The following is a 20,745-nucleotide window of genomic DNA, read 5'->3' on the forward strand; positions in this document are numbered from 1 at the left end:
CATCGATGAAACAACTCGCCCAATACCAAGACGGACGCCTCGAATTGCAGGACGTCCCTGCACCCGTGCCGCCGCCTGGAGGCATCCTGGTGCAGACAACGTGTTCGGTGATCTCGCCGGGCACGGAACGCATGAAGGTGGAGCAGGCACGGATGTCATTGCTTCAAAAAGCAAAAGCGCGGCCGGATCAGGTCAAAAAAGTGATCGACACGGCGAAGACACTAGGCTGGAAAGCAGCCCTGCAAAAGGTGCGCAACCGACTCGAATCACCCACTCCTCTAGGCTATTCAGCCGCAGGCGTGGTGGTCGCGGTGGATGAGTTGAACTCGCGTTTTCGCATAGGAGACCGCGTCGCCTGCGGCGGCGCAGAGTGTGCCTTTCATGCGGAAATAATCGCAGTGCCAGATCTGCTCGCCTCACCCATTCCCGCAGGCGTGGAAGACTGGCAGGCCGCCTATACCACGCTCACTTCGATCTCAATGGAAGCCGTGCGCCAAAGCGGTGCGCGGCTTGGCGAGCGCGTTCTAGTGCTGGGGCAGGGGCTTGTCGGCCTGCTGGCAACGAGCTTGCTCAAAGCTTCCGGTGCACGGGTGATGGGCGTGGATTTCGTCTCAGACCGTTTGCAAACCTCCCTCGCCATGGGTGCAGAGCGCGTCGTGAATCCCACGCAATCAAAGCTCGAAGACGAGGTGCGCGCATGGACAGGCGGCCACGGCGTGGACGCAGTGCTGCTCTGTGTCGGCGGCAAAGGCCGCGATGCTGCGGACACCGCCATCTCATGCCTGCGTGATCGCGGCGTGATGGTGATCGTAGGTATCTACGATGCAGAGTTATCATGGAAGACGGCCTACATGAAAGACATTCAGGTTCGCTACTCGCGCAGCTACGGCCCAGGTCGCTACGATCCCCAGTACGAATGGGGTGGCCAGGACTACCCCATCGGCCACGTGCGCTGGACCGAGAACCGCAACTTTGAGGCCTCCTTGGAACTGATGCGCACCGGGCAGCTTGATTTAAATCCGGTAACAACACGCCGGGTTGGCTTTGGCGATGTCCTGGAAGTTTACGACCAACTCGAGAGCGAGCTAGGCGTCCTGATCGAGTATTGTAGTCCCGGCTTCACCCGGTCTGGAAACGGGAAACGCGAAACAGCACCCGAGTTCCCAGACCTCCTAAAAGCTCAACTGCAAAACCGCATTCACACACTCGACGTCATCGGTGCTGGCAATTTCGCACGCACAATGTTGCTGCCGCATGTGAAGGGAAAGCTCACCCTCGAAACCATTGTGAATGCGACCGGCCTCTCAGCGCGTCACGTGAAAGAGAAGTTTGGTTTCGCGAACGCAGAGACAGACTCCGCGAAGGTGTTTGATCATAAAGCCGCCGCCGTGATGATCGGCACGCGACATCATCTGCACGCACCGCTCGTATTGAAGGCGCTTCAAGCCGACAAACAGGTGTTCGTGGAAAAGCCACTTTGTTTGACCCCTGAGGAACTAGGGCAGATCGACTCAGCCATGCTCGAATCAAAGGGCAGCGTGATGGTCGGATTCAACCGCCGCTTTGCTCCTGCGACAGCAGCGATGATGGAAGTGCTGAAAGCCGTCTCTGGACCGAAGACACTGGCCTTTCAGGTGAATGCAGGCGTGCTCGCGCCAGATCACTGGTATGCGAATGTCGCCGAAAGTGGCGGACGTGTGCTGGGAGAGGCCTGTCACTTCTTCGATTTCGCCTGCCATGTTCTCGGCAAGCCGGTGAAGGTCTCAGCTCAGACGGTTGGCCGTCCCAATGTGCCTGACTCAGTCACAGCGCAGATCGAGTTTGCGGACGGCTCATCAGCACAGGTGATTTACTCAGCCGAAGGCGACTCTGCCTTTCCAAAGGAAACATTTCGCGTGTTCGCCAGCGGATTGGTATGCGAATGCGAGAACTTCATGAAGCTGTCGATTTTCAAACAGCGCAAAGTAACCGTGAAAAAATTCGCATCTAAGGGCCATGCAGAAGAAATGGCAGCATGGCTGGCCTTCTTGAAGGACGGAGCGGTACATCCGCTGCCCTATGAACAGGCACGGCAGAGCATGCATCTGACGTTTGCAGTGCTGGAGTCGATTCGAGAAGGGCGAAGCATCGAACTCTGATGGGACTGGGTTGGTACATGCAGCGGCTGCGCGCCATGAGTGTCGGCGAGATCACCCGTCGCGTGGCTGAGCGCCTTGGACGGCGAAACGAGATCGCGAATCTCCGGCGAATCTCCCGCAGGACATGGGATGGCACCTTCACGGAGGTCCCCAAGCTGCCCCGGCGCGATCAAGTGCCGCCCGAGTTGTGCAGACAACTCGCTGCGGATGCTGAAAGGCTGATGCGCGGTGAGTGGGATCTTTTCGGCTGGAAGTGTGTCGAAGTAGGGGCACCACCATGCTGGCACCGCGATGCGACCTTGGGTGTCGTGATTGATCCAGACATCCCCTCGCGAAAGCTGGATCATCGTCATCTGCAGCACGACGCAGATGCACGAACCATCTGGGAGATCAATCGCTGGAGTGAAATGACACGCATGGCGATGCACAGTGCGCTGAACGACGAAGTGCATGCCATCCGCGTTTCGCAGCTCTGGCTGGAGGACTGGTGTGATCGCAACCCACCAGGACATGGCATCAACTGGACCAGTCCGCTGGAAGCAGGTTTGCGACTGATGAACTTCTGCTGGTTCGATGCGCTGGTGCGCGGCTGCAACGATCCCGAACTCGCCCGCAGGCAGGATGAACTGACCGCCCGCATCGTTCCCCCGCATGCATGGTGGATCTGGCAGCGCAGATCGTTCGGCTCCTCGGCGAACAATCATCTCATCGGTGAACTGAGCGCACTGCTGATGGCGATCTCCCGCTGGCCGGCGCTGGCGCGCATGATCCATCCCACACAGCACTTGGTGAAACTTTTGGAGCGTGAGATTCTGCAGCAGTTCGCCCCCGATGGCGGCAACAAGGAGCAGGCGCTTCACTATCACCTCTTCGCCTGGGAAATGTGTTGGCATGCAGGCACAGCTGTCGGTGGCTTCAAAGCAGAAGTAAGCGAGCTGCTCACCAAAGCCGCACAGTACTGCGTGGATGTGGTTGAAACTCCGGAGTGCTGGGACTTTGGCGATTCCGATGATGCGCAGGTGCTGCCGCTGCCGCTGAAACGCACGAACGCCGCTGCAGAATTTCGCGGCTGGCTGCTGAACCGGGCAGACGGCGCTGCATTACGCTTCTGGCTGGGTGAGCCCCCCCAAGGAATAAAAGAGGCAACGCGCAGCAAGTGGCTGACGCATGAGCAAAGCGGGCTGGCGATCTGGCGCGACGCACGCTGGACTGCTAGAGCGGATGCCTCCCCACTCGGGCTGGGAAGCATGGCCGCGCATGGTCATCTCGATGCACTGCATGTGTCGCTGTGGTTTGAGCAGCACGCGCTCATCATTGATCCAGGAACAGGCGCTTATTATGGCAACCCGGAACTACGGGCGCGACTCGCGTCATGGGAGGCTCACAATGGACCCGTGCCGGTCACAGGCCGTTCCACACCCCAGCGCATGGGAGCGTTTTTGTGGGCGAAGCATCATGGCAAACCAGATCTCGAAATCAGCGATGACATCTGCGTGATGAGCCTTGCCTGTGAAGGGCGGCGCAGGCAGCGTGCCGTGCATGCCACGCAGGACCAGGTGGAAATTTGCGACGATGTCGGCCTTGCTACATCTCACGTCGTGACGTGGCAGCTGGCGCCGGGCTGGCGTGTCGAGCAGGAGCACAAAAACAGTTTCGTCTGCCATCACCCCGAATCTATTCCAGTGCATGCGACATTGAATGGCGAGGCCATCGAACAATGGGAGCTCGTTGAGCGCGAGGCTTCGCCCCACTTCCGTGAACGGGTGACCACGCAAGCTGTGAAGATCATATTTCGTGGCACGCTGACCACGATCTGGCGCAAGTCAGGCTGACGGGCCTCACCATTTCGCAGCGAGTACAAGGCGCAGGAGATTCTCCTGCGCCTTTTTATTTACTCACGGCCTCAATTCCACCGCCTTGTAGCAACGATGTTGCAGCAAGGACGGCAGCAACCCTTTGACTTCAGGGCGCATTAGATAGGAATGCGTGTACCAATAAATCGGAAGCATGGGAACCTCGTTGAGCAGAAGGGTTTCGGCTTCGCTGAGGAGCTGCAGACGTTTGCCGCTATCAGCTTCCAGAAAGCTTTGACGGATGAGTTCGTCATAGCGTTTGCTGCCCCAGCCCGTGTTGTTGTTGCCGTCCCCGGTTTGCCAAATGGCCAGGAAAGTGGAGGGATCGAGATAGTCACCCACCCAGCCGAAGCGCGCGATTTGATAATCAAACTTGCGCTGAGATTCGAGATACACACCCCAGTCCTGGTTCAACACGCCAGCCGGAATGTGGAGATGCTCCTTCCACATGGCCTGCACGGCCTGGGCGAGCGAACGATGGGACTCGCTCGTGTTGATGAGGATGTCGAACGGCGGAAACCCTTTTCCATCTGGGAAGCCAGCCTCGGCCAGCAGCCGCCTCGCCTCGGCGGGATCGAAGCGCATGATGTTCGGTACTTTGTAGTCAGCGTTGCAACCCGGCGGGGTCAGCCCGGTGGCGGGCTGCTGACCAGCGCGGAGAATATTCCGCGTGATGCTCTCGCGATCAATGGCCAGGGCAAGAGCACGCCGCACCAGCGGATTGTCGAAAGGCTTTTTCTTGGTGTTGCAGCGGTACATGTAAACGCTGAGCAGGGGATCGTTGTGATAATAGGGCGATTTGCTTTCGCTGTAGGCAGGGATTTTCGACAGCGGCATCGTCAGCGTTACATGCAGCTGGCCGTCGTTGAAGGCGAGCTCCTCCGTCGTGTCGCTTGAGATGGGCAGGAAGATGATCCCGTTGAGCTTGACCGTGGTCGCGTCCCAGTACTGCGGGTTCCGTTCGACTTCGAGCGCCTGATTGACCTGCCAGCTCTTCAGTTTGAAGGGGCCGTTGCACACCATGTTTGCAGGCCGCGTCCAGCGTGTGTTGCGGTCGGTCATCTTGCCAAATTTTTCGATGGCCTGCTTCGGCAGCGGGAACCACGCATAATGCTTGAGCATGCTCGGCAGATAGGGCGCAGGGCCTTTCAGCGTGATCTGCAGCGTCAGCGGATCGAGTGCCTTCACGCCGACTTGGGAAAAATCCTTGATTTTACCAGTGTGGAATTCCTCCGCGTTGAGCATGGGGTAAAGCATGCTCGCGTAATCCGCACCGAGCTGCGCCGTCAAGATGCGCTGGTAAGAGTAAACAAAATCTGCGGCAGTTAGCGGCGTGCCATCGCTCCATCTGCCCTGTGGCTGGAGTTTGAAGGTCCAGACGGTGAAGTGGTCGGAGGTCCATGTGGCGGCGGCGCCGGGCGCATCACCATCAGGATTGTCAGGTGCTGGGGCGATGAGACCCTCGAAGAGCGCATGGAAGATCAGATGCTCCGGCTGACCGCTGGCAAGATGCGGATCGAGCGTGGCAGGTTCGCTGCCGTTGCCAGCCAGAAGAATGCCGGCGCGATTGGCCTCCTCGACCCGCGTAGGCCGGTGCGTACGGACGTGATGAAACCACGCGATGCCGCTGAGGCAGGCGGCGAGAAAGAGGATACGAAAAATCCAGCGCATGCGCAAACATGACACGAAGCACGTCATTCATGCAACGAAGGCATCAACAAAACGGCCCCGCCGTGCACTGGCGGGGCCGCGTGGGCAGCTATCAATCAGGTTCCCGCGCTACTACCTGCGGAAACCACGATGATGACTGGAGCCATGATGGTAGCCATGGCCGGTATTGCAGCCGGAGTTGTAGCCACCAAAACCAAAGTTGATGCTAGGCCGCACAATGATGGGGCGCTGCACTCCACCGTAGCCGTAGCCACCCTGCGGGCCTTGTGTCACCCACCGGCCGATCGGACGCCCATAGCCGTCGTAACCGACAATCTGGTAAACGGAAACGATGGGAGCGCCATAGGCGGTGTAGCCGACGATGCGTGTCTCGCCCTGGCATTCAGCCTTGGCACTGGTGGGAGCTGCAAAACCAAGAACTGCGGCTGCAGCAATGACTGAGAAGAGTGTTTTCATTGGAGTGGGAGGAATGGGTGTCCGCACTCTCTGACGAGTTTTCGTCACGCGTATTCAGCCCGCATGAAAATATTTTTCATTTACTGCTGTGACATCGACTTGGGATCGAACGCATCGCGCAGACCATCCCCCAGCAGATTGAGCGCGAGCAGCGTGGTGGAAAAAAAGATGCCGGGGTAAATCAGCAGCCAGGGATAACTCTCCACCGATCTGGCCCCTTCCTGGATCAGCACACCCCAGCTCGCATCCGGCGGTTGAATGCCGAGGCCGAGGAAGCTCAGCGCCGCCTCCAGCAGCATCACGCCCGGCACCGTGAGGCTGGCATAAATGATGACCGGCCCCATCACATTCGGCAGCAGGTGTTTCCACACGATGTGCCAGAAGCCCGCACCGCAGGCCCGCGCCGCAATGATAAACTCCAGATTCTTCAGCGCCAGCACCTGCCCGCGTACAACTCGCGCCATCGTGAGCCATTCCACCGCACCAATGGCCACAAAGATAAGCCAGAATTCACGCCCCACGATGGCCATGAGCAGGATGACGAAGTTGATGAAGGGAAAAGCATACAGGATGTCCACGATGCGCATCATCGCCGCATCCATGCGTCCGCCAGCGAGGCCAGCGGTCATGCCGTAAAGCACACCAATGATGGACGCGACCGCCGTGGCGAGCAATCCGACTTCCAGGGACACACGCCCCCCGTGCAGAATGCGCGTTAGCATGTCACGTCCCAGCGGGTCCGTGCCCAGCCAGTGCGCAGTGCTTGGATTCGCGGCCTTGAGTTCAAGATTCTGCTGCGACTGATCGTAAGGCGACAACTCTGGGCCAGCGCCGCATAGCAGCACGAGTACGACTAGAAACCACAACGCCCACGCGTTCATGCGCTGCCGCATGAGCCGCTGCCACGCAGCACGCATCGGAGAAAGACTGGGCCCTGTGGTACTGCTCATGCCTGGAGTCGGATGCGTGGGTTGAGAGCAGCCTGCAGGATGTCCACCAGCAGATTGAAGCTGACGATGAGAGCGGCGTAGAACACGGAGATGGCAATCGTCAGCTGGTGATCACCGTTCGTGGCTGCGGAGATGAAAAACTGGCCGAGGCCGGGCAGTTGAAACACAGTTTCAACGATGAAGGAACCCGTGAGCAGCCCCGCCGCCGCAGGCCCGAGAAAATTGAGCACCGGCAGGCAGGCAAGCTTCATCGCGTGGAGAAAGACCACCGAACTTTCACTCGCTCCTTTCGCACGTGCGGTGCGGATGAACTCCTGCGCAAGCGTCTCACGTAGGCTGCCGCGTGTGAGCCGCGCAATGTAGGCACTGTAGATAATGCCCAGCGTGAGCGCAGGCAGCACCCAGTCCGATGCATCAAACCAGCCCGAGGCATTGAACCATCGCAGCTTCAGGCCAAACAGCAGCGCAATGAGCGGCCCAAGTACCATGCTAGGGGTGCAAATGCCAAGCGTGGCCGCTACCGTGCTCGTGCGATCTTCGAGCGTGTTGGGCCGCAGCGCCGCGTAGGCTCCCAGCGGCACGCCGACGGCCAGCGCAATCAGCAACGCCGCACCACCCACTGCTGCCGATATCGGAAATCCCGAGGCGATGATCTCATCCACGCCACGCCCCTTGTAGTGGTACGACTCCGGCAGGTCCAGCGTGGCGTAATGCTTGAACTGCAGCCCTAGCTGCACGATCCATGGTTTGTTCAGTCCGTAATACTCATCCTGCGCCTTCCGGGCTTCCTCGGTGATGAAGCGCTCATTCCGCACCGCACCGCCAGGTACCATTTTCGACAGCGTAAACGTGATGGTGATCACCGCGAAGATCACGATGATACCCTGCACGATGCGGCTGACGATGAAGCGTATCATTTCGATTTCTCGTAAAGATCGCTGATGTCTGCGGCGGCGAGTTCGATCAGATACGTCGAGATCTTGGCGCTGAGCGCCTCAAAGTACCGCTGGCCTTTCTCGGCCGTGCTATGCTGCGGATCTCCCGAACCCGTATCATTCGTCGCCTTGCTCCAAGCTCGTTGCGCCCAAGCCCATTTTTCGTTGATCGCCTTCAGCTTCCACCGGTTGTCAGTACCAGGACCCCATTCGTCTTTCGGCAGCACCAGATCGGGATGGAAGTGCATCATCAGGCTGGTCTCGCGTTCGTCAGCGTGATCACCCACGATGTTGAAGATGTCTTCTCCCTTCACCGCATTGAACCAGGAAACGGTGGAGAGAAACATCTTCGGGTGCCTCGCCTGCAGTTCCCGCAGCATCTGCCGGAAATCATTGCCACCATGGCCGTTGAAGATGACGAATTTCATCACACCCACGCCTTCCAGACTGCTGATGACATCGTCGAGCACCATCATCTGCGTGGTCGGATTCATGTTGATGCAGAATGGCACATCAAGCTGTCCCGTCTGCACCCCGAAAGGTATGTTCGGCAAGATGGCCACCTTGGCTCCCGCCTCCCACGCGATGCGCCCTGCCTCGGCTGCGATGGCATCATTCTGCAGCGAATCAGTCGCATAGGGCAGATGCCAGTTGTGCGCCTCCGTGGCTCCCCATGGCAGTACCGCCGCCTCGTAGCGCGTGGCTTTGACGTGTTTCCAGTTTGTTTCAGCAATGATCCAAGGTCTCGGGCTCATGGTCGCATGTAAAAGAGGCAAACGCTGGATGCAACGTCCGACAAACTCGGCCACAAGGCTGGTGAATTCCACGAAGCCGGCCGAACGCAAACGTCTGGTCAGTGCACGTGACTGCGTACTCGCGTTGTTTCCGTGGACCCGAAAAGCCGCAGGACCAAAGACAAGATCCCCCGGTACGATGACCGTGTGAACGTATTACTGATGCAGCGCATCGGAAAAACCACGCGTATCATCACCGGCTGTCACGATGGCAAGTTCCGCTTCAACGAAATCGGAAAGCCGGAGCCGGTCTTGCAATTTGTGGCGTCGCCGGGATGGTAGTACGCCATGTTTGAATCACGCACCGCTCCTCTTGCTCCGCGTTGGGTTTTTGCCCGGCGGGTGATCAAGTATGCCTCCATAGCGTTGATCGTCGTCAGTGTGGCGCTCGGCATCGGCATTTTCGGCTATCATTACATCGCCAAATTCAGTTGGATCGACAGCCTGCTGAACGCCTCGATGATCCTGGGCGGCATGGGACCCATGGGAGACCTGCCTTCAGATGCCGCCAAGATCTTCGCTTCATTCTACGCCCTCTTCAGTGGCTTGGTGTTCATTTCCATCATGGGCATTGTGCTCGCGCCGGCGGCGCATCGCGCATTGCATCATTTCCATCTGGATGAGGAGGATCAAAAATCATGAGCAAACAAAAAGTCGTCATCGTCGGAGCCAGCAACAATCCCGCGCGCTACAGCCATCGCGCTTTGCTCCTTATACAGAAGCACGGGCATGAAGTCGTTCCCGTGCATCCAAAGTTGGCGGAAATTGAGGGCATTTCCGTGGTGGCAGATCTGGACTTGATCTCAGATCCGGTGGATACTGTGACAATGTATGTCGGTCCCGCGATCTCTGCAGGATTGCAGGACAAGCTCATCGCACTCAAGCCGCGCAGGGTCATCTTCAATCCGGGCGCGGAAAATGCCTCTCTGGCAGATGCTTTGCAAAAAGCTGGAATTGGTTGCGAGGAAGCCTGCACCTTGGTGCTGCTAAACACCGGTCAGTTTTGAACACAACTCACTGCATGGGTGTCTTTAAAAGTAACCGCCATGCTTGAAATCCAAAAATTTCGATTTTATGAACGCAGCCGCCTGCGGGCGAAGGGTGTGACCGATGTCGAGATCGAAAAGGTGCAGCACCTGACCTTCAAGCCCGCCTTCGTCGAGGGCAAACGTCAGCAAAGAGATTCGAAAGACGGCAGCTACATGCCTCCTGAGCAGTTTGCCTTCCGTCGGGAACACTGAAGCAGCGGCCTTGCCCGTCCGCCACGACCTGCTAGCATCGCGGTACCTACCGCATGCCCGCGAACCGCTTTTACACTTCCTTCGACTTCGAAACGCTCGCTTCACGCTCAGCGTATGCCGGTGAATACCGCAGCCCCTTCCAGATCGACCGGGATCGCATCATCCACAGCAGCGCCTTTCGCCGCCTCCAAAACAAGACCCAGGTCTTCTTGTCCGGCGAGTACGATTTCTACCGCACTCGCCTCACGCACAGCATTGAAGTGGCACAGATCGGCCGCAGCATCTGCGGCTGGCTCACGCAGCAGAGCCAGTCCTTGGATGATGATTGCTTCATCGACTCCGATCTCGTCGAAAGCGCCTGCCTCAGCCACGATCTCGGCCACCCTCCCTTCGGCCATGCTGGCGAGCGCACCCTGCACCACCTGATGGCACCCTACGGCGGCTTCGAGGGCAATGCCCAGACCCTCCGCATCCTCACGCAGACACTCTTCAGCGAAGGCCGCAGCGGCATGGATCCCACCCGCGCTTTGCTGGACGGCGTACTGAAATACAAAACGCTGCAAGCTGAGACCCCACAGGCAAAACATCACTACCTCTACAACGAACAGGAACGCTGGCTCGATTTCACCCTCGGCTGTCAGGCCTTCCCTCTGGAACTCACCCCTGGTCCGGTGCGCAACAGCTTCCGCAGCATCGAGTGCCAGATCATGGACTGGGCGGACGACACCGCCTACTCCCTCAATGACATTGCAGACGGCATCCACGCCGGATTCATCAACGTGCAGCGCCTGGAACGCTGGGCGGAAGAGCAGGGTGACCTCTCCGAAGCCGACCTCGCTGATGTGGCCTTCCTCTGCAAAGCCGTGCGTGAAAACCGCGTCGAAGGCCGCCTGAACCGCCTCATTGGCGAATGCATCCGCGCCACGAAACTGGTGCCCGCCGCAAACTTCCTCAGCCAGAGCACACGCAGACATCAGCATGCCTTGGAAATCAATCCCGTGCAGCGCAGGCGCGCAGATCTCCACAAAAAGATCGCCCTCGAACTCGTCTTCCTCAGCCCGCAGCTCCAGCAGCTCGACCACAAGGCCGACTTCATCCTCACCCGCGTCTTCGGCGTGCTTCAGGAACGCTACATCGACACCGTGCAGCCCAGAGGCCTGCACCTGATGCCTGCTTCAATCGAAAAGGAAATCCAAGCCGCCGCCGATGCATCCGCCCGTGCCCGTCTCGTCTGCGACTGGATCGCCAACATGACCGACCACTTCGCCTTCCGGACCTACCGCCGCCTCTTCGACGCCGACTTCGGCTCGATCACGGATTTCGTGTGAGCGAGGTCACCGATAGACTTCACGACGGTGTCCCATCGCTATAAGATAAATCTCATTTCGCCCAAGATCGAACTCGTAGATGATGCGATAATCGCCCACGCGTAGTTTGAACTCTTCACGTCCTTGCAGCCTGATGTGAGGATAGGTCTCCAGCCTGCCACCCAATTCGCGAATCCTGGACTCGATGCGTTGCCTGATTGTTGCCGACAAGGAGAGATAAACCTGATCAAACTCCTTGGTATAGACCTCAGTGGCTTGATGCATCTTAACTCAAGAGTTGTCGGAGCGAAGGACCCGCACACGTCCCTCTTCGAGATCACTTTTCCCACGTTCAATGGCAGCCAGAAAATCGGGAGAGATCATCTCTTGGTCGTCGAGATAATCCGCCAGCCAGTCCTGCAACTCCAGCGCTGCGTTGCGCGGGAGTTGTTTTATGTCATTCTCGATGGCCTCTAGGACTGGCATGGCTGAATTTAACGTCAAATCCAGTGGTAGTAAATCACAAAGCCGCAATCCGCCGGCACACTTCCTCCACATTCGCACGGCTGTTGAACGCACTGATGCGGAAGTAGCCCTCGCCAGCACTGCCGAAGCCGCTGCCAGGAGTGATCACCACATTTGCCTCATTGAGCATCTTGTCGAACATCTGCCAGCTCGTCACGCCGCTCGGGCAGCCGACCCAGACATAGGGCGCATTGACTCCTCCAAAAACGGTCAGTCCTGCTTTTTTACAAGCATCGACCAGCAGCGCCGCATTGCCCATGTAGTGCTCAATGAGTGCCTTCACCTGCGCCTTGCCTTCGGCCGAGTAGATCGCCTCCGCACCGCGCTGGACAATGTAGCAGGCACCATTGAATTTCGTGCTGTGGCGGCGGCTCCAGAGCGCATGAATCGCCTGTTTGCCTCCGGCTTTCGTTTTGCCCATAAGGCCCTTTGGAATGATCACGATACCGCAGCGCACACCGGTGAAACCGCCGTTCTTGGAGAAGCTGCGGAACTCGATGGCGCAATCACGCGCTCCCTCGATTTCATAGATCGAGCGCGGCAGCTCAGGATCACGGATGAAAGCCTCGTAGGCGGCGTCATAGAGGATCGTGGTTCCGTTGGCCAAGGCGTATTTCACCCACGCTTCAAGCTGCGCACGGGTGGCCACAGCACCCGTCGGATTGTTCGGGTAGCACAGGTAGGCCAGATCCACCTGCTCGTTCGGGATCTCAGGCACAAAGCCGTTGGCAGGCGTGCACTTGAGGTAGTGCAGGCCCGCATAGGCACCGCTTTCGTCAGCCTCGCCCGTATTGCCCGCCATGACGTTGGTATCGACGTACACAGGATACACCGGATCAGTGATCGCGATCTTGTTCCCCGCACCGAAGATGTCGAGGATGTTCCCGGTGTCGCATTTGCTGCCGTCGGAGATGAAAATTTCATCGGCTTCCACCTGGATGCCACGGGCCTTGAAATCGTTTTCGGCGATGGCGTTGCGCAGGAAATCGTAGCCCTGCTCCGGGCCGTAGCCACGGAAGGTCGCGCGGTCACCCTGTTCATCCACGGCCTTGTGCATCGCCGTGCGCACGGCCTCTGGCAGCGCCTCGGTCACATCGCCGATACCGCAGCGGATCAGCCGTTTGGCCGCTTCGGCGTTGGCCTCGGTGAACACCTTCACACGACGGGCGATTTCAGGGAAGAGGTAACCGGCTTTGAGCTTGTTGTAGTTTTCGTTGATGTAGGCCATGGCTGGGAAAAGGGCAGGTAGTCTGGCGAGTCGTGGCAGGGATGCAAGGACGTCGAATCCCAACCTACCATGAAGAAAAGGCACTGTCATCCAGCCGTGGATGCAGGGTGCAAGGCAAGAACCAGCCCTTTAGTGCCGTCCTCACTGCATGCAACGTCCGTTGATCGCATGCCTGGCTCTGTGCCTCCCTCTCACCGGCAGGTCCGCTGAGGAACTGCAGTTCCCCTCCACACCGCCCACCGAGCCGCAAAACGCCGCGAAGACCTTCCACGTCCTCGATGGCTTCGAGATGCAGCTCATCGCCGCCGAGCCCCTCGTCACCGATCCCGTCGCCATCACCTACGACGAAGACGGCCGCGCCTACGTGTGCGAGATGAACGACTACCCCTACACGGACAAAGAGCGCCACAAGCACGCCCAGGAAAACCCCACCGACCAGTCCATCGGCAAAGTCCGCCTCCTCACCGACACCAATGGCGACGGCGTCTTCGACAAGTCCACCGTCTTCGCCGAAGGCCTCTCCTGGCCCACCGGCGCCGCTTGCTGGAAAGGCGGCATCTTCGTCACCGCCACCCCCGATGTGTGGTACCTCAAGGACACGAATGGCGATGGCGTGGCCGACGTGCGGCAAAAAATCTTCACCGGCTTCAAAAAGCTCAACGTCCAGGCCGTGATGAACAATCCCATCTGGGGCCTCGACCACCGCATCTACATCGCCGGCGGCAGCAACGGCGGCGAAATCCAGCGCGCCCCCGGCAGCGAGTCCGTCATGCCACTTCCCGACGATTTCAAACCACTGCCCATCAAGCGCAACGACTTCAGCTTCGATCCCAGCACCGGCGATGTCCGCCTCGAAAGCGGCGGCGCACGCTTCGGCAATACCTTCGACGACTGGGGCAATCGCTTCCTCTGCAACATTCGCAATCCCTGCCAGCACGTCGTCCTGCCCTACCGCTACCTCGCGCGCAATCCCTACCTCGTTATCCCCAGCGCCCTCAACGACTGCGCCGAAGCCGGCGACCAGCTCCCAGTCTATCGCACCAGTCCTGCCGAACCCTGGCGGGAGTTCCGCGCCAAACGCTGGGTGCAGGAAGGCAGCACACTGCCCAGGAGCGAACTCGTCGGCGCAGGCGTCGTCACCTCCTCCGCAGGCATCACCGTCTATCGTGGCGATACCTACCCACCCGAGTACCGCGACTTCGTCTTCGTCGCCGATGTCGCCGGCAATCTCTTCTACCGCATGAAGCTCGTTCCCGACGGCGTCACCTTCAAAGCCGTGCAGGTCGATGGAACGAAAAACTTCTGCACCAGCGACGACCTCTGGTGTCGTCCCGTCAATTTCGTCAACGCCCCCGACGGCTGCCTCCACGTCTGCGACATGTACCGCGAAGTAATCGAGCACCCCTGGAGCATCCCCGACGACATTCACACCGCCGTCGATCTCCTCCGCGGTCGCGAAAAAGGCCGCCTCTACCGTCTGGTTCCCCGCATTGTAGTACCGCCTTCAGGCGGCTCCGGAAACGCCCCCGCAAAACCCTTCAAACCCCGCCCCACCCCCAAGCTCAGCCTCGCCCCCACCCCCGACCTCGTCGCCCTCCTCGACCACCCCAACGCCTGGCACCGCGAAACCGCCCAGCGCCTCCTCTTCGAGCGCCAGGACAAGGCAGCAATGGAGCCGCTGAGGGTGATGGTGAAGGCGGGGAAGACCGCGCAGGGACGAATCGCTGCATTGGGGGCGGTCCAGGCAATTGCGATAAAAACGGACTGGCTGCTTCATCCGGATGGACAAGAGATGCTTCACCAAACTCTGCAAAATTCTCGTCGGGAGATACTTCGGATGGCTCTGCATGACCCCGACCCACGAGTGCGGGCGCAAAGCATCGAAGCTTATGCCAGCATCGAAGGTTTGTCTTCAGTGCAAGAGATTAAGAGCCTGCGCAACGATCCTTCAAAAGGGGTGCGCTTTAGCACAGCGTTTGCACTCGGTGGTTTAAGGCATGGCTATTGGCAGGGGACTCCGGAAACGGGTGTGACGGATATTGCTATTCTCGACGCAGGCGACCCATGGCTTGAGGCAGCGCTCCTAAGTTCGGGTTTCAATGAAATCGAATTATTTGACGGTCTTCTCCAGCATGGAATGCTGGAGCCACGTCAGGTCCAGCTTCTTTCTTCGGTAGGGTGGATGATAGGGCGCAAGCACGGGAAGTGGCCTGCTCCTTCAGATTGTTTTTGCGATGTGGCTGCTCACAAGGGCCTTCCAGATGATCAGAAACGTCAGATCATGCTGGCGATCGCAGAAGGCATGCGCGCGGCGGGCAGAACAGCAACCGAGTTGCTGACAGCACATGAACCAACTCATATTCAAATCGCTCGGGAATATGTAGCACGCTGGCAGGCTGAGTCGCATCAGGTTTTCGAACAAGCCGCATCGAATATGCCGGACAAGACCAAAGCTCTGCGCATGCTGTCCTTGTTTGAGCCATTGAAGCAGGTGGAACCTATGGTGCTGAAATGTTTGGCACCCACCCAGTCCGCCGGACTTCAGTTGGCTGCTCTGGAAGCCCTCGGCTCTTCTCCCGACCCCGCCGTCGCCGACATCCTCCTCACCGCCTGGCCGACACTCACCCCCGCACTCCGCGAAAAAGCCACCACCCTCCTCCTCTCCCGCACCGACCGCATCGCCAAGCTCCTCGACGCCGTCGAAGCCAAAAAAATCCTCCCCTCGCAGCTCAGCGTCGCCGCCAAGGCCACGCTCGGCCGCCAAAAAACACCCGCCCTCGCCGAGCGCATCACCAAACTCATCGGCGACGGCTCATCCTCCAATCGCAAAGCCGTCATCGACAAGTACGCACCCGTCATGACTCTGGCCGGCGATCCCACCTCCGGCGCAAAAATCTACGAAACCCTCTGCATGGTCTGCCACCGTCATCTTGATCGCGGCAACGACGTCGGCCCCAACCTCGGCACCATCAAAGCCTGGACCGCAGAGCAAATCCTCACCAACGTCCTCGACCCCAACCGCGAAGTCTCTCCCAACTTCGCGCTCTACATCGTCGAAACCAACGACGGCCGCACCCTCTCCGGCCTCATCTCCAGCGAGACCGCCGGCAACCTCACCCTCAGACGCGCAGATGGCGGCACCGACACCGTCCTCCGCAGCGAAATCAAATCCCTCACCAGTCCCGGCATCTCGCTCATGCCCGAAGGCCTCGAAGCCGCCATCACACCCCAGCAAATGGCAGATTTGATCGCCTATTTGAAGCAGTAGTCTTGCTTCCGCATATCTAGCGTTTTGCGAAACTGATTTCCGGAAAGCGAGCGTGAAGATACTCGCATGCCCGGCGCAGGTAGGGCTGGCTGTCCTCAGCCAGCCGCCGTCGAAGCCCATAATTTTCGAGCAAGAAGCAACCTGCTAAACGGAAATGAGTTTTGCGAACTGCAATCGGATCACCCCATCAGCAGCGCATGCGCGGGTCGTAGGATGGGTGTGGCGACAGCCCGCCCGTCCACCAGCGTAAGGCAATGCCCATGATACGCAGCCTCCCAAAATCGGATCGAGGAGCCAGTTTGGCGGCGCCGAAGCAGACGCACCCGGCCATGCATTCCCATACAGCAGGCAAATCAAGCCAGCACTCGCCGCAGCACCTCGCCGTGTACATCCGTCAGCCGGAAATCCCGCCCCGCATAGCGGTAGGTCAGCTCCTCGTGGTTCACACCCAGCAGATGCAGAATCGTGGCATGCAGATCATGCACGCTGGTGGGGTTCTGCTCCGCAGCAAAGCCCAGCTCATCCGTGCTGCCATACACCGTGCCTCCCTTGATGCCCCCACCCGCCATCCAGACGCTGAAGCCATAGTGATTGTGATCGCGCCCCAGCTTGGACTTGCCCCCGCTTAGCTCCACCGTGGGCGTACGGCCAAACTCGCCACCCCAAATGACCAGCGTGTCCTCCAGCATGCCGCGCTGTTTCAGGTCATGCAGCAGTGCCGCGATGGGCTGGTCGATCTCCCCCGCGAGCCTGCGGTGATTGGTCTCAATATTATCATGATTGTCCCATGGCTGCCCCGCGCCATGCCAGAGCTGTACCATGCGCACACCACGCTCCAGCAGCCGACGGGCAATAAGAGTCTGCCGCCCATGTACACCCTCGCCATACAACTCACGGATGTGCTGCGGCTCCTGCGTCACATCAAACGCATCCGCCGCCTCCATCTGCATCCGAAACGCCAGCTCAAAGCTTTGAATGCGTGCCTCCAGTCGTGGATCACTCCGCTCCTGCCTGTGTGCCTCATTGATGCGGCGCATCAGCTCCAGTTGGCGCAGTTGCACCCGCGCGTCCGCATGCGGACTGCGGATGTTTTCGATCAAACGATCCACCTCCTTGTGCTTCGAGTCCACATACGTCCCCTGAAACGCCCCCGGTAAAAACGCCGACTGCCAGTTCTCCGCGCCCTTGATCGGCATGCCGCCCGGACACATCGCGATGAACCCCGGCAAATTCTCATTCGCACTGCCCAGCCCATACGTCAGCCACGAGCCCAGGCTCGGCCTCGGCTGCACCGAGTCGCCGCAATTCATGAGCATCAGCGACGGCTCATGGTTCGGCACCTGCGCCTGCATGGATCGGATCACCGCAATGTCATCGATGTGCTCCGCCGTTTTCGCAAACAGCTCACTCACCTCAATGCCACTCTGCCCATAACGCTGAAACTTAAACGGCGAAGGAAACGCCGCCCCAGTCTTCCGCTCCGTCAGCCGGTGGCTCGGCACCGGTTTGCCCTCATACCGCGCCAGCGCCGGTTTCGGATCAAACGTATCCACATGCGACGGCCCGCCATTGAGAAAAAAATGGATCACCCGCTTCGCCTTAGGCGCAAAGTGCGGCCTCCCCGTGTTACTGGCAGCCGCATGCAGATCCGCCAGCCCCAGCATGCCCATCCCCATGCCAGAGCGGCGCAAAAAATCACGGCGGTTAAGAATGGGTGTCATAGGTAATCAGTCCACAAACATAAACTCGTTGGCCAGCATCAACACCTGCACAAGTTGCTCCCAGTTGTTGAGCTGCGAGCGCGGCTGCGCAGAAAAATCCTTTTCGGCCTCCCAAGTCTGTGCAGGAACGTCATCACCAGCCGCACCCACGTTGCCGGTCTGATGAATCCGCATCGTCCACAAAAACTGGTCGCTGTTAAGCACCTCGCCGATGTCCACCACGAAGTCGAGCGTCTCGCCCGCTTTGAACGCCAGCGTATCAAAGTTCAAATCGGCACTGCCCTGGTGCAGTCTCCCCGCATGCAGTCGCCCCTGCTGGCTATGGCTGATGAAGGAGCGGATGCCATCGCCCGGAGCAGGCTCATGCAGCAAAGTGGACTTCACCGCATAAGTCCCGTCCGCAGGCGCGATCCATCGCCGCACCACCGCATGCTTGCGGTCATTCCCCGGATGCCCGCCCGTCGCCGTCAGCTGCGCCCAGCCCAGCTTCGCATCCGGCCATGCCTCATCCCCCTGCCACGCACTGCCGGTGAAATGCGGCAGCGGTTTGAAGTCCTTCACCCTGCCCCTGCTCTCATCCCACTCTCCCACGCCATACTGCCACGACTTCGAGTGATCCACCTCCGCGATAACCCGTGGCTCATCCACCTGCACAAACCGCAGCGCCTGCTCCATTTCATCCGCAGTTGGCACCCGCTGAAACAGATGCCCATAAATGCGCCTCACACGCCCGGCTGCATCGGCCGCTTTGACATCTGCACGCCCCAGCAGCGCCTTCGCCTGCTGCACGACAAACGGATGGTTCATGCCAAACAAAGCCTGCTGCGGCACAGTAGTCTCCGTCCGCTGCGGGATGGAAAGATCTGGATTGGCAAAATCAAAGGTGCGCATCACCGCAGGTAGGTTCTCACGGTCCACCATCGTGTAGAGCGTCCGCCGTTGATTGCCCACCGCAAACAAGGGCAGGGGAGCACCACCCACCTCTAGGTTCAGCCGTCCTGCAGCCAACAGCCACGCATCACGCGCCTCCTCAAAGCTGAGTCGATGCGGGCTCATGCGCCACAGCAGCCGGTTGTCCGGATCAGCATGCGCCGGATCCACCACCCCGCCGCCACTGCTCTGCTGATAAGTCTCCGACATCATGATCAGCCGGTGCATCGCCTTGACGCTCCACCCCGATTCAATGAAACGCCGCGCAAGCCAGTCCAGCAATTCCGGGTGGCTCGGCGCTGTGCCTTGCTTGCCGAAATCACTCGGCGTACTCACCAGCCCGCGTCCAAAGTGGTGCTGCCAGATCCGGTTCACCATCACCCTCGCCGTCAGCGGATTGCGCGGATCAATGATCGCCTTGGCAAGCTCCAGCCTCCCACTCCCCTGCGTGAAAGGCTGCTGCGCGCCGAACAAGCTCAGAAACTGCCGCGGCACCGCATCGCCCTTCGTCAGCGGATTCCCCCGGATGAAAACACGCGGCGTCGCCGCACGCTCACGATCCACCAAAACGGTCGCATGGGGTGATGCGGCGCTGTTTTGAATGATGAAGCGGTCCACCTCGCTCTGCGCCTTCCACAGCTCGGTGATGACCCCCGAGGGGAAATACATCTCATTGTTCGTGATGTGCTCGTCAGGCACGTAAGCCGGTGAATCCGGCCTCTTAAGCACTTCTTCAGTTAGCTCAATCCCCGGATGAGCCTCCACCCACGCTTTCCAGCGATGCACGATGAAAGGATTGAGATCCTTCACATCGATAATCTGGTCGAAGCCCTGCTCAGGATACTTCTCCAACTCCGACAGCGCCTTCTGATAGTCTGCGGCCCGTGCCCGCGTCCTCCCCATCTGCTCCTCACGCCGCTTCGTCATGAGATCATGATTCTTTGTCACCAGCACCGCCAGTTTCGGATCTTCCCCCGTCGCACACGGCACCACCGCCTCCGCGCAGCTCTGAAACACACCATACAGCGCATAGTAGTCACGCGTTGGAATGGGATCAAACTTGTGGTCATGGCAGCGCGCGCACGCCACCGTGAGCCCCAGCGTTCCACGCGTCACCACATCAATTCGGTCATCAATGATGTCGTGGGTGACACCAAGAAAACGCCGCCCCAGCGTGAGAAACCCCATCGCCGCCAGATCAGCCGAGCCCGCTGGCACCACCTGGTCCGCAGCCATCTGCAGCAGCAGAAAGCGGTCATACGGCATGTCCTCGCAAAGTGCCCGCACCACCCAGTCCCGATACCCCGTGGCATGCACCCAGCGCTTTTCCTCACGCGCATACACATAGCCCTTGGTATCCGAATACCGCGCCACATCCAGCCAGTGACGCGCCCAGTGCTCCCCGTACTGCGGCGAAGCCAGCAGCCTGTCCACGAGTTGCGAAAACGACCCGTCATGCTCTCCAGCAGGCGGCAGCCCCGTGAGATCAAAACTGGCACGCCGGACCAAGGTTCGCACATCCGCCCGTGGCGAAGGCTTCAGCCCCTGTTCCACCAGCTTGCGCCGCACGAATTCGTCAATGCTTCCAGCCGTCCCGGGTCGCAGCGGCTGATACGCCCAGTGCTCCGCCGCGAACACGCTGGCAGACACGAGGAAGACACCAAGCTGGACAAGAACACGAAGCATGAAGCTCTTACTACGTCCGCAGACAGCACAGTCCTTCCATTC

Annotated in this window: 18 protein-coding genes; 8 read left to right on the forward strand and 10 right to left on the reverse strand. The window is 59.3% G+C overall.

Features of this window, described 5'->3' with window-relative positions; translation table 11 throughout:
* The first annotated feature begins 5 nt into the window (after positions 1-5).
* Positions 6-2,138: a bi-domain-containing oxidoreductase gene (locus tag PSV43_RS02725; protein ID WP_300193524.1), complete on the forward strand. Its 2,133-nt coding sequence runs from the start codon at positions 6-8 to the stop codon at positions 2,136-2,138.
* Positions 2,139-2,155: 17 nt separating this feature from the next.
* The gene (locus tag PSV43_RS02730) at positions 2,156-3,970 is read left to right on the forward strand and encodes an alginate lyase family protein (protein WP_300193526.1); all 1,815 of its coding nucleotides are present in this window, start codon (positions 2,156-2,158) and stop codon (positions 3,968-3,970) included.
* Between the two features lie 63 nt (positions 3,971-4,033).
* Here the strand turns inward: PSV43_RS02730 and PSV43_RS02735 are convergent, their stop codons facing one another.
* The 5 genes from PSV43_RS02735 to PSV43_RS02755 all read right to left on the reverse strand — a co-directional run bounded on the left by PSV43_RS02735 (position 4,034) and on the right by PSV43_RS02755 (position 8,758).
* Entirely contained in the window at positions 4,034-5,662 is a 1,629-nt protein-coding gene (locus tag PSV43_RS02735) for a peptide ABC transporter substrate-binding protein (protein WP_300193528.1), read from the reverse strand.
* Positions 5,663-5,773: 111 nt separating this feature from the next.
* On the reverse strand, positions 5,774-6,118 hold the full coding sequence (locus tag PSV43_RS02740) for a hypothetical protein (protein WP_300193529.1): 345 nt from the start codon (positions 6,116-6,118) through the stop codon (positions 5,774-5,776).
* Positions 6,119-6,198: 80 nt separating this feature from the next.
* On the reverse strand, positions 6,199-7,068 hold the full coding sequence (locus PSV43_RS02745) for an ABC transporter permease (protein WP_300193531.1): 870 nt from the start codon (positions 7,066-7,068) through the stop codon (positions 6,199-6,201).
* Positions 7,065-7,985: an ABC transporter permease gene (locus PSV43_RS02750; RefSeq protein WP_300193533.1), complete on the reverse strand. Its 921-nt coding sequence runs from the start codon at positions 7,983-7,985 to the stop codon at positions 7,065-7,067. The genes PSV43_RS02745 and PSV43_RS02750 overlap by 4 nt, the downstream gene beginning before the upstream one ends.
* Complete coding sequence (locus PSV43_RS02755) at positions 7,982-8,758, reverse strand: creatininase family protein (RefSeq protein WP_300193535.1); 777 nt, start codon at positions 8,756-8,758, stop codon at positions 7,982-7,984. The genes PSV43_RS02750 and PSV43_RS02755 overlap by 4 nt, the downstream gene beginning before the upstream one ends.
* A 132-nt stretch (positions 8,759-8,890) precedes the next feature.
* Here PSV43_RS02755 and PSV43_RS02760 point away from each other — a divergent pair, with 132 nt between their 5' ends.
* From PSV43_RS02760 to dgt, 5 genes are read left to right on the forward strand one after another with little or no spacing between them, the layout of a single operon-like run.
* Complete coding sequence (locus PSV43_RS02760) at positions 8,891-9,079, forward strand: hypothetical protein (RefSeq protein WP_300193537.1); 189 nt, start codon at positions 8,891-8,893, stop codon at positions 9,077-9,079.
* Between the two features lie 6 nt (positions 9,080-9,085).
* Positions 9,086-9,439: a hypothetical protein gene (locus tag PSV43_RS02765; RefSeq protein WP_300193539.1), complete on the forward strand. Its 354-nt coding sequence runs from the start codon at positions 9,086-9,088 to the stop codon at positions 9,437-9,439.
* Positions 9,436-9,804 (forward strand): CoA-binding protein, encoded by a 369-nt coding sequence (locus PSV43_RS02770; protein WP_300193540.1) that lies wholly within the window; start codon positions 9,436-9,438, stop codon positions 9,802-9,804. The genes PSV43_RS02765 and PSV43_RS02770 overlap by 4 nt, the downstream gene beginning before the upstream one ends.
* 39 nt (positions 9,805-9,843) lie before the next feature.
* Positions 9,844-10,038: a hypothetical protein gene (locus PSV43_RS02775; RefSeq protein WP_300193543.1), complete on the forward strand. Its 195-nt coding sequence runs from the start codon at positions 9,844-9,846 to the stop codon at positions 10,036-10,038.
* 53 nt (positions 10,039-10,091) lie between these two features.
* Positions 10,092-11,366, forward strand: coding sequence for a dGTP triphosphohydrolase (gene dgt, locus PSV43_RS02780; protein WP_300193545.1), 1,275 nt, complete (start codon positions 10,092-10,094; stop codon positions 11,364-11,366).
* Positions 11,367-11,372: 6 nt separating this feature from the next.
* Here the strand turns inward: dgt and PSV43_RS02785 are convergent, their stop codons facing one another.
* Genes PSV43_RS02785 through PSV43_RS02795 form a run of 3 tightly spaced genes read right to left on the reverse strand, consistent with a single transcriptional unit; the run spans position 11,373 to position 13,098 of the window.
* Complete coding sequence (locus PSV43_RS02785) at positions 11,373-11,630, reverse strand: type II toxin-antitoxin system RelE/ParE family toxin (protein ID WP_300193547.1); 258 nt, start codon at positions 11,628-11,630, stop codon at positions 11,373-11,375.
* A 6-nt stretch (positions 11,631-11,636) separates the two neighbouring features.
* The gene (locus PSV43_RS02790) at positions 11,637-11,831 is read right to left on the reverse strand and encodes a hypothetical protein (protein ID WP_300193549.1); all 195 of its coding nucleotides are present in this window, start codon (positions 11,829-11,831) and stop codon (positions 11,637-11,639) included.
* 34 nt (positions 11,832-11,865) lie between these two features.
* Positions 11,866-13,098 carry an LL-diaminopimelate aminotransferase gene (locus PSV43_RS02795; RefSeq protein ID WP_300193551.1) on the reverse strand — a complete coding sequence of 411 codons (1,233 nt, stop codon included), beginning with the start codon at positions 13,096-13,098 and terminating at the stop codon, positions 11,866-11,868.
* 148 nt (positions 13,099-13,246) lie between these two features.
* Between PSV43_RS02795 and PSV43_RS02800 the strand changes: the two genes are divergently transcribed.
* On the forward strand, positions 13,247-16,366 hold the full coding sequence (locus PSV43_RS02800) for a PVC-type heme-binding CxxCH protein (RefSeq protein WP_300193553.1): 3,120 nt from the start codon (positions 13,247-13,249) through the stop codon (positions 16,364-16,366).
* Positions 16,367-16,719: 353 nt separating this feature from the next.
* Here PSV43_RS02800 and PSV43_RS02805 read toward each other — a convergent pair whose 3' ends face one another.
* Both PSV43_RS02805 and PSV43_RS02810 read right to left on the reverse strand, forming a co-directional pair.
* Complete coding sequence (locus PSV43_RS02805) at positions 16,720-18,087, reverse strand: DUF1501 domain-containing protein (RefSeq protein WP_300193555.1); 1,368 nt, start codon at positions 18,085-18,087, stop codon at positions 16,720-16,722.
* A gap of 6 nt (positions 18,088-18,093) precedes the next feature.
* A complete protein-coding gene (locus tag PSV43_RS02810; protein WP_300193557.1) occupies positions 18,094-20,703 on the reverse strand; it encodes a DUF1549 and DUF1553 domain-containing protein in 2,610 nt (869 codons plus the stop codon).
* Between the last annotated feature and the right edge of the window lie 42 nt (positions 20,704-20,745).

Origin of the sequence: Prosthecobacter sp., from assembly GCF_029946185.1 — a bacterium.
GTDB lineage: Bacteria > Verrucomicrobiota > Verrucomicrobiia > Verrucomicrobiales > Verrucomicrobiaceae > Prosthecobacter.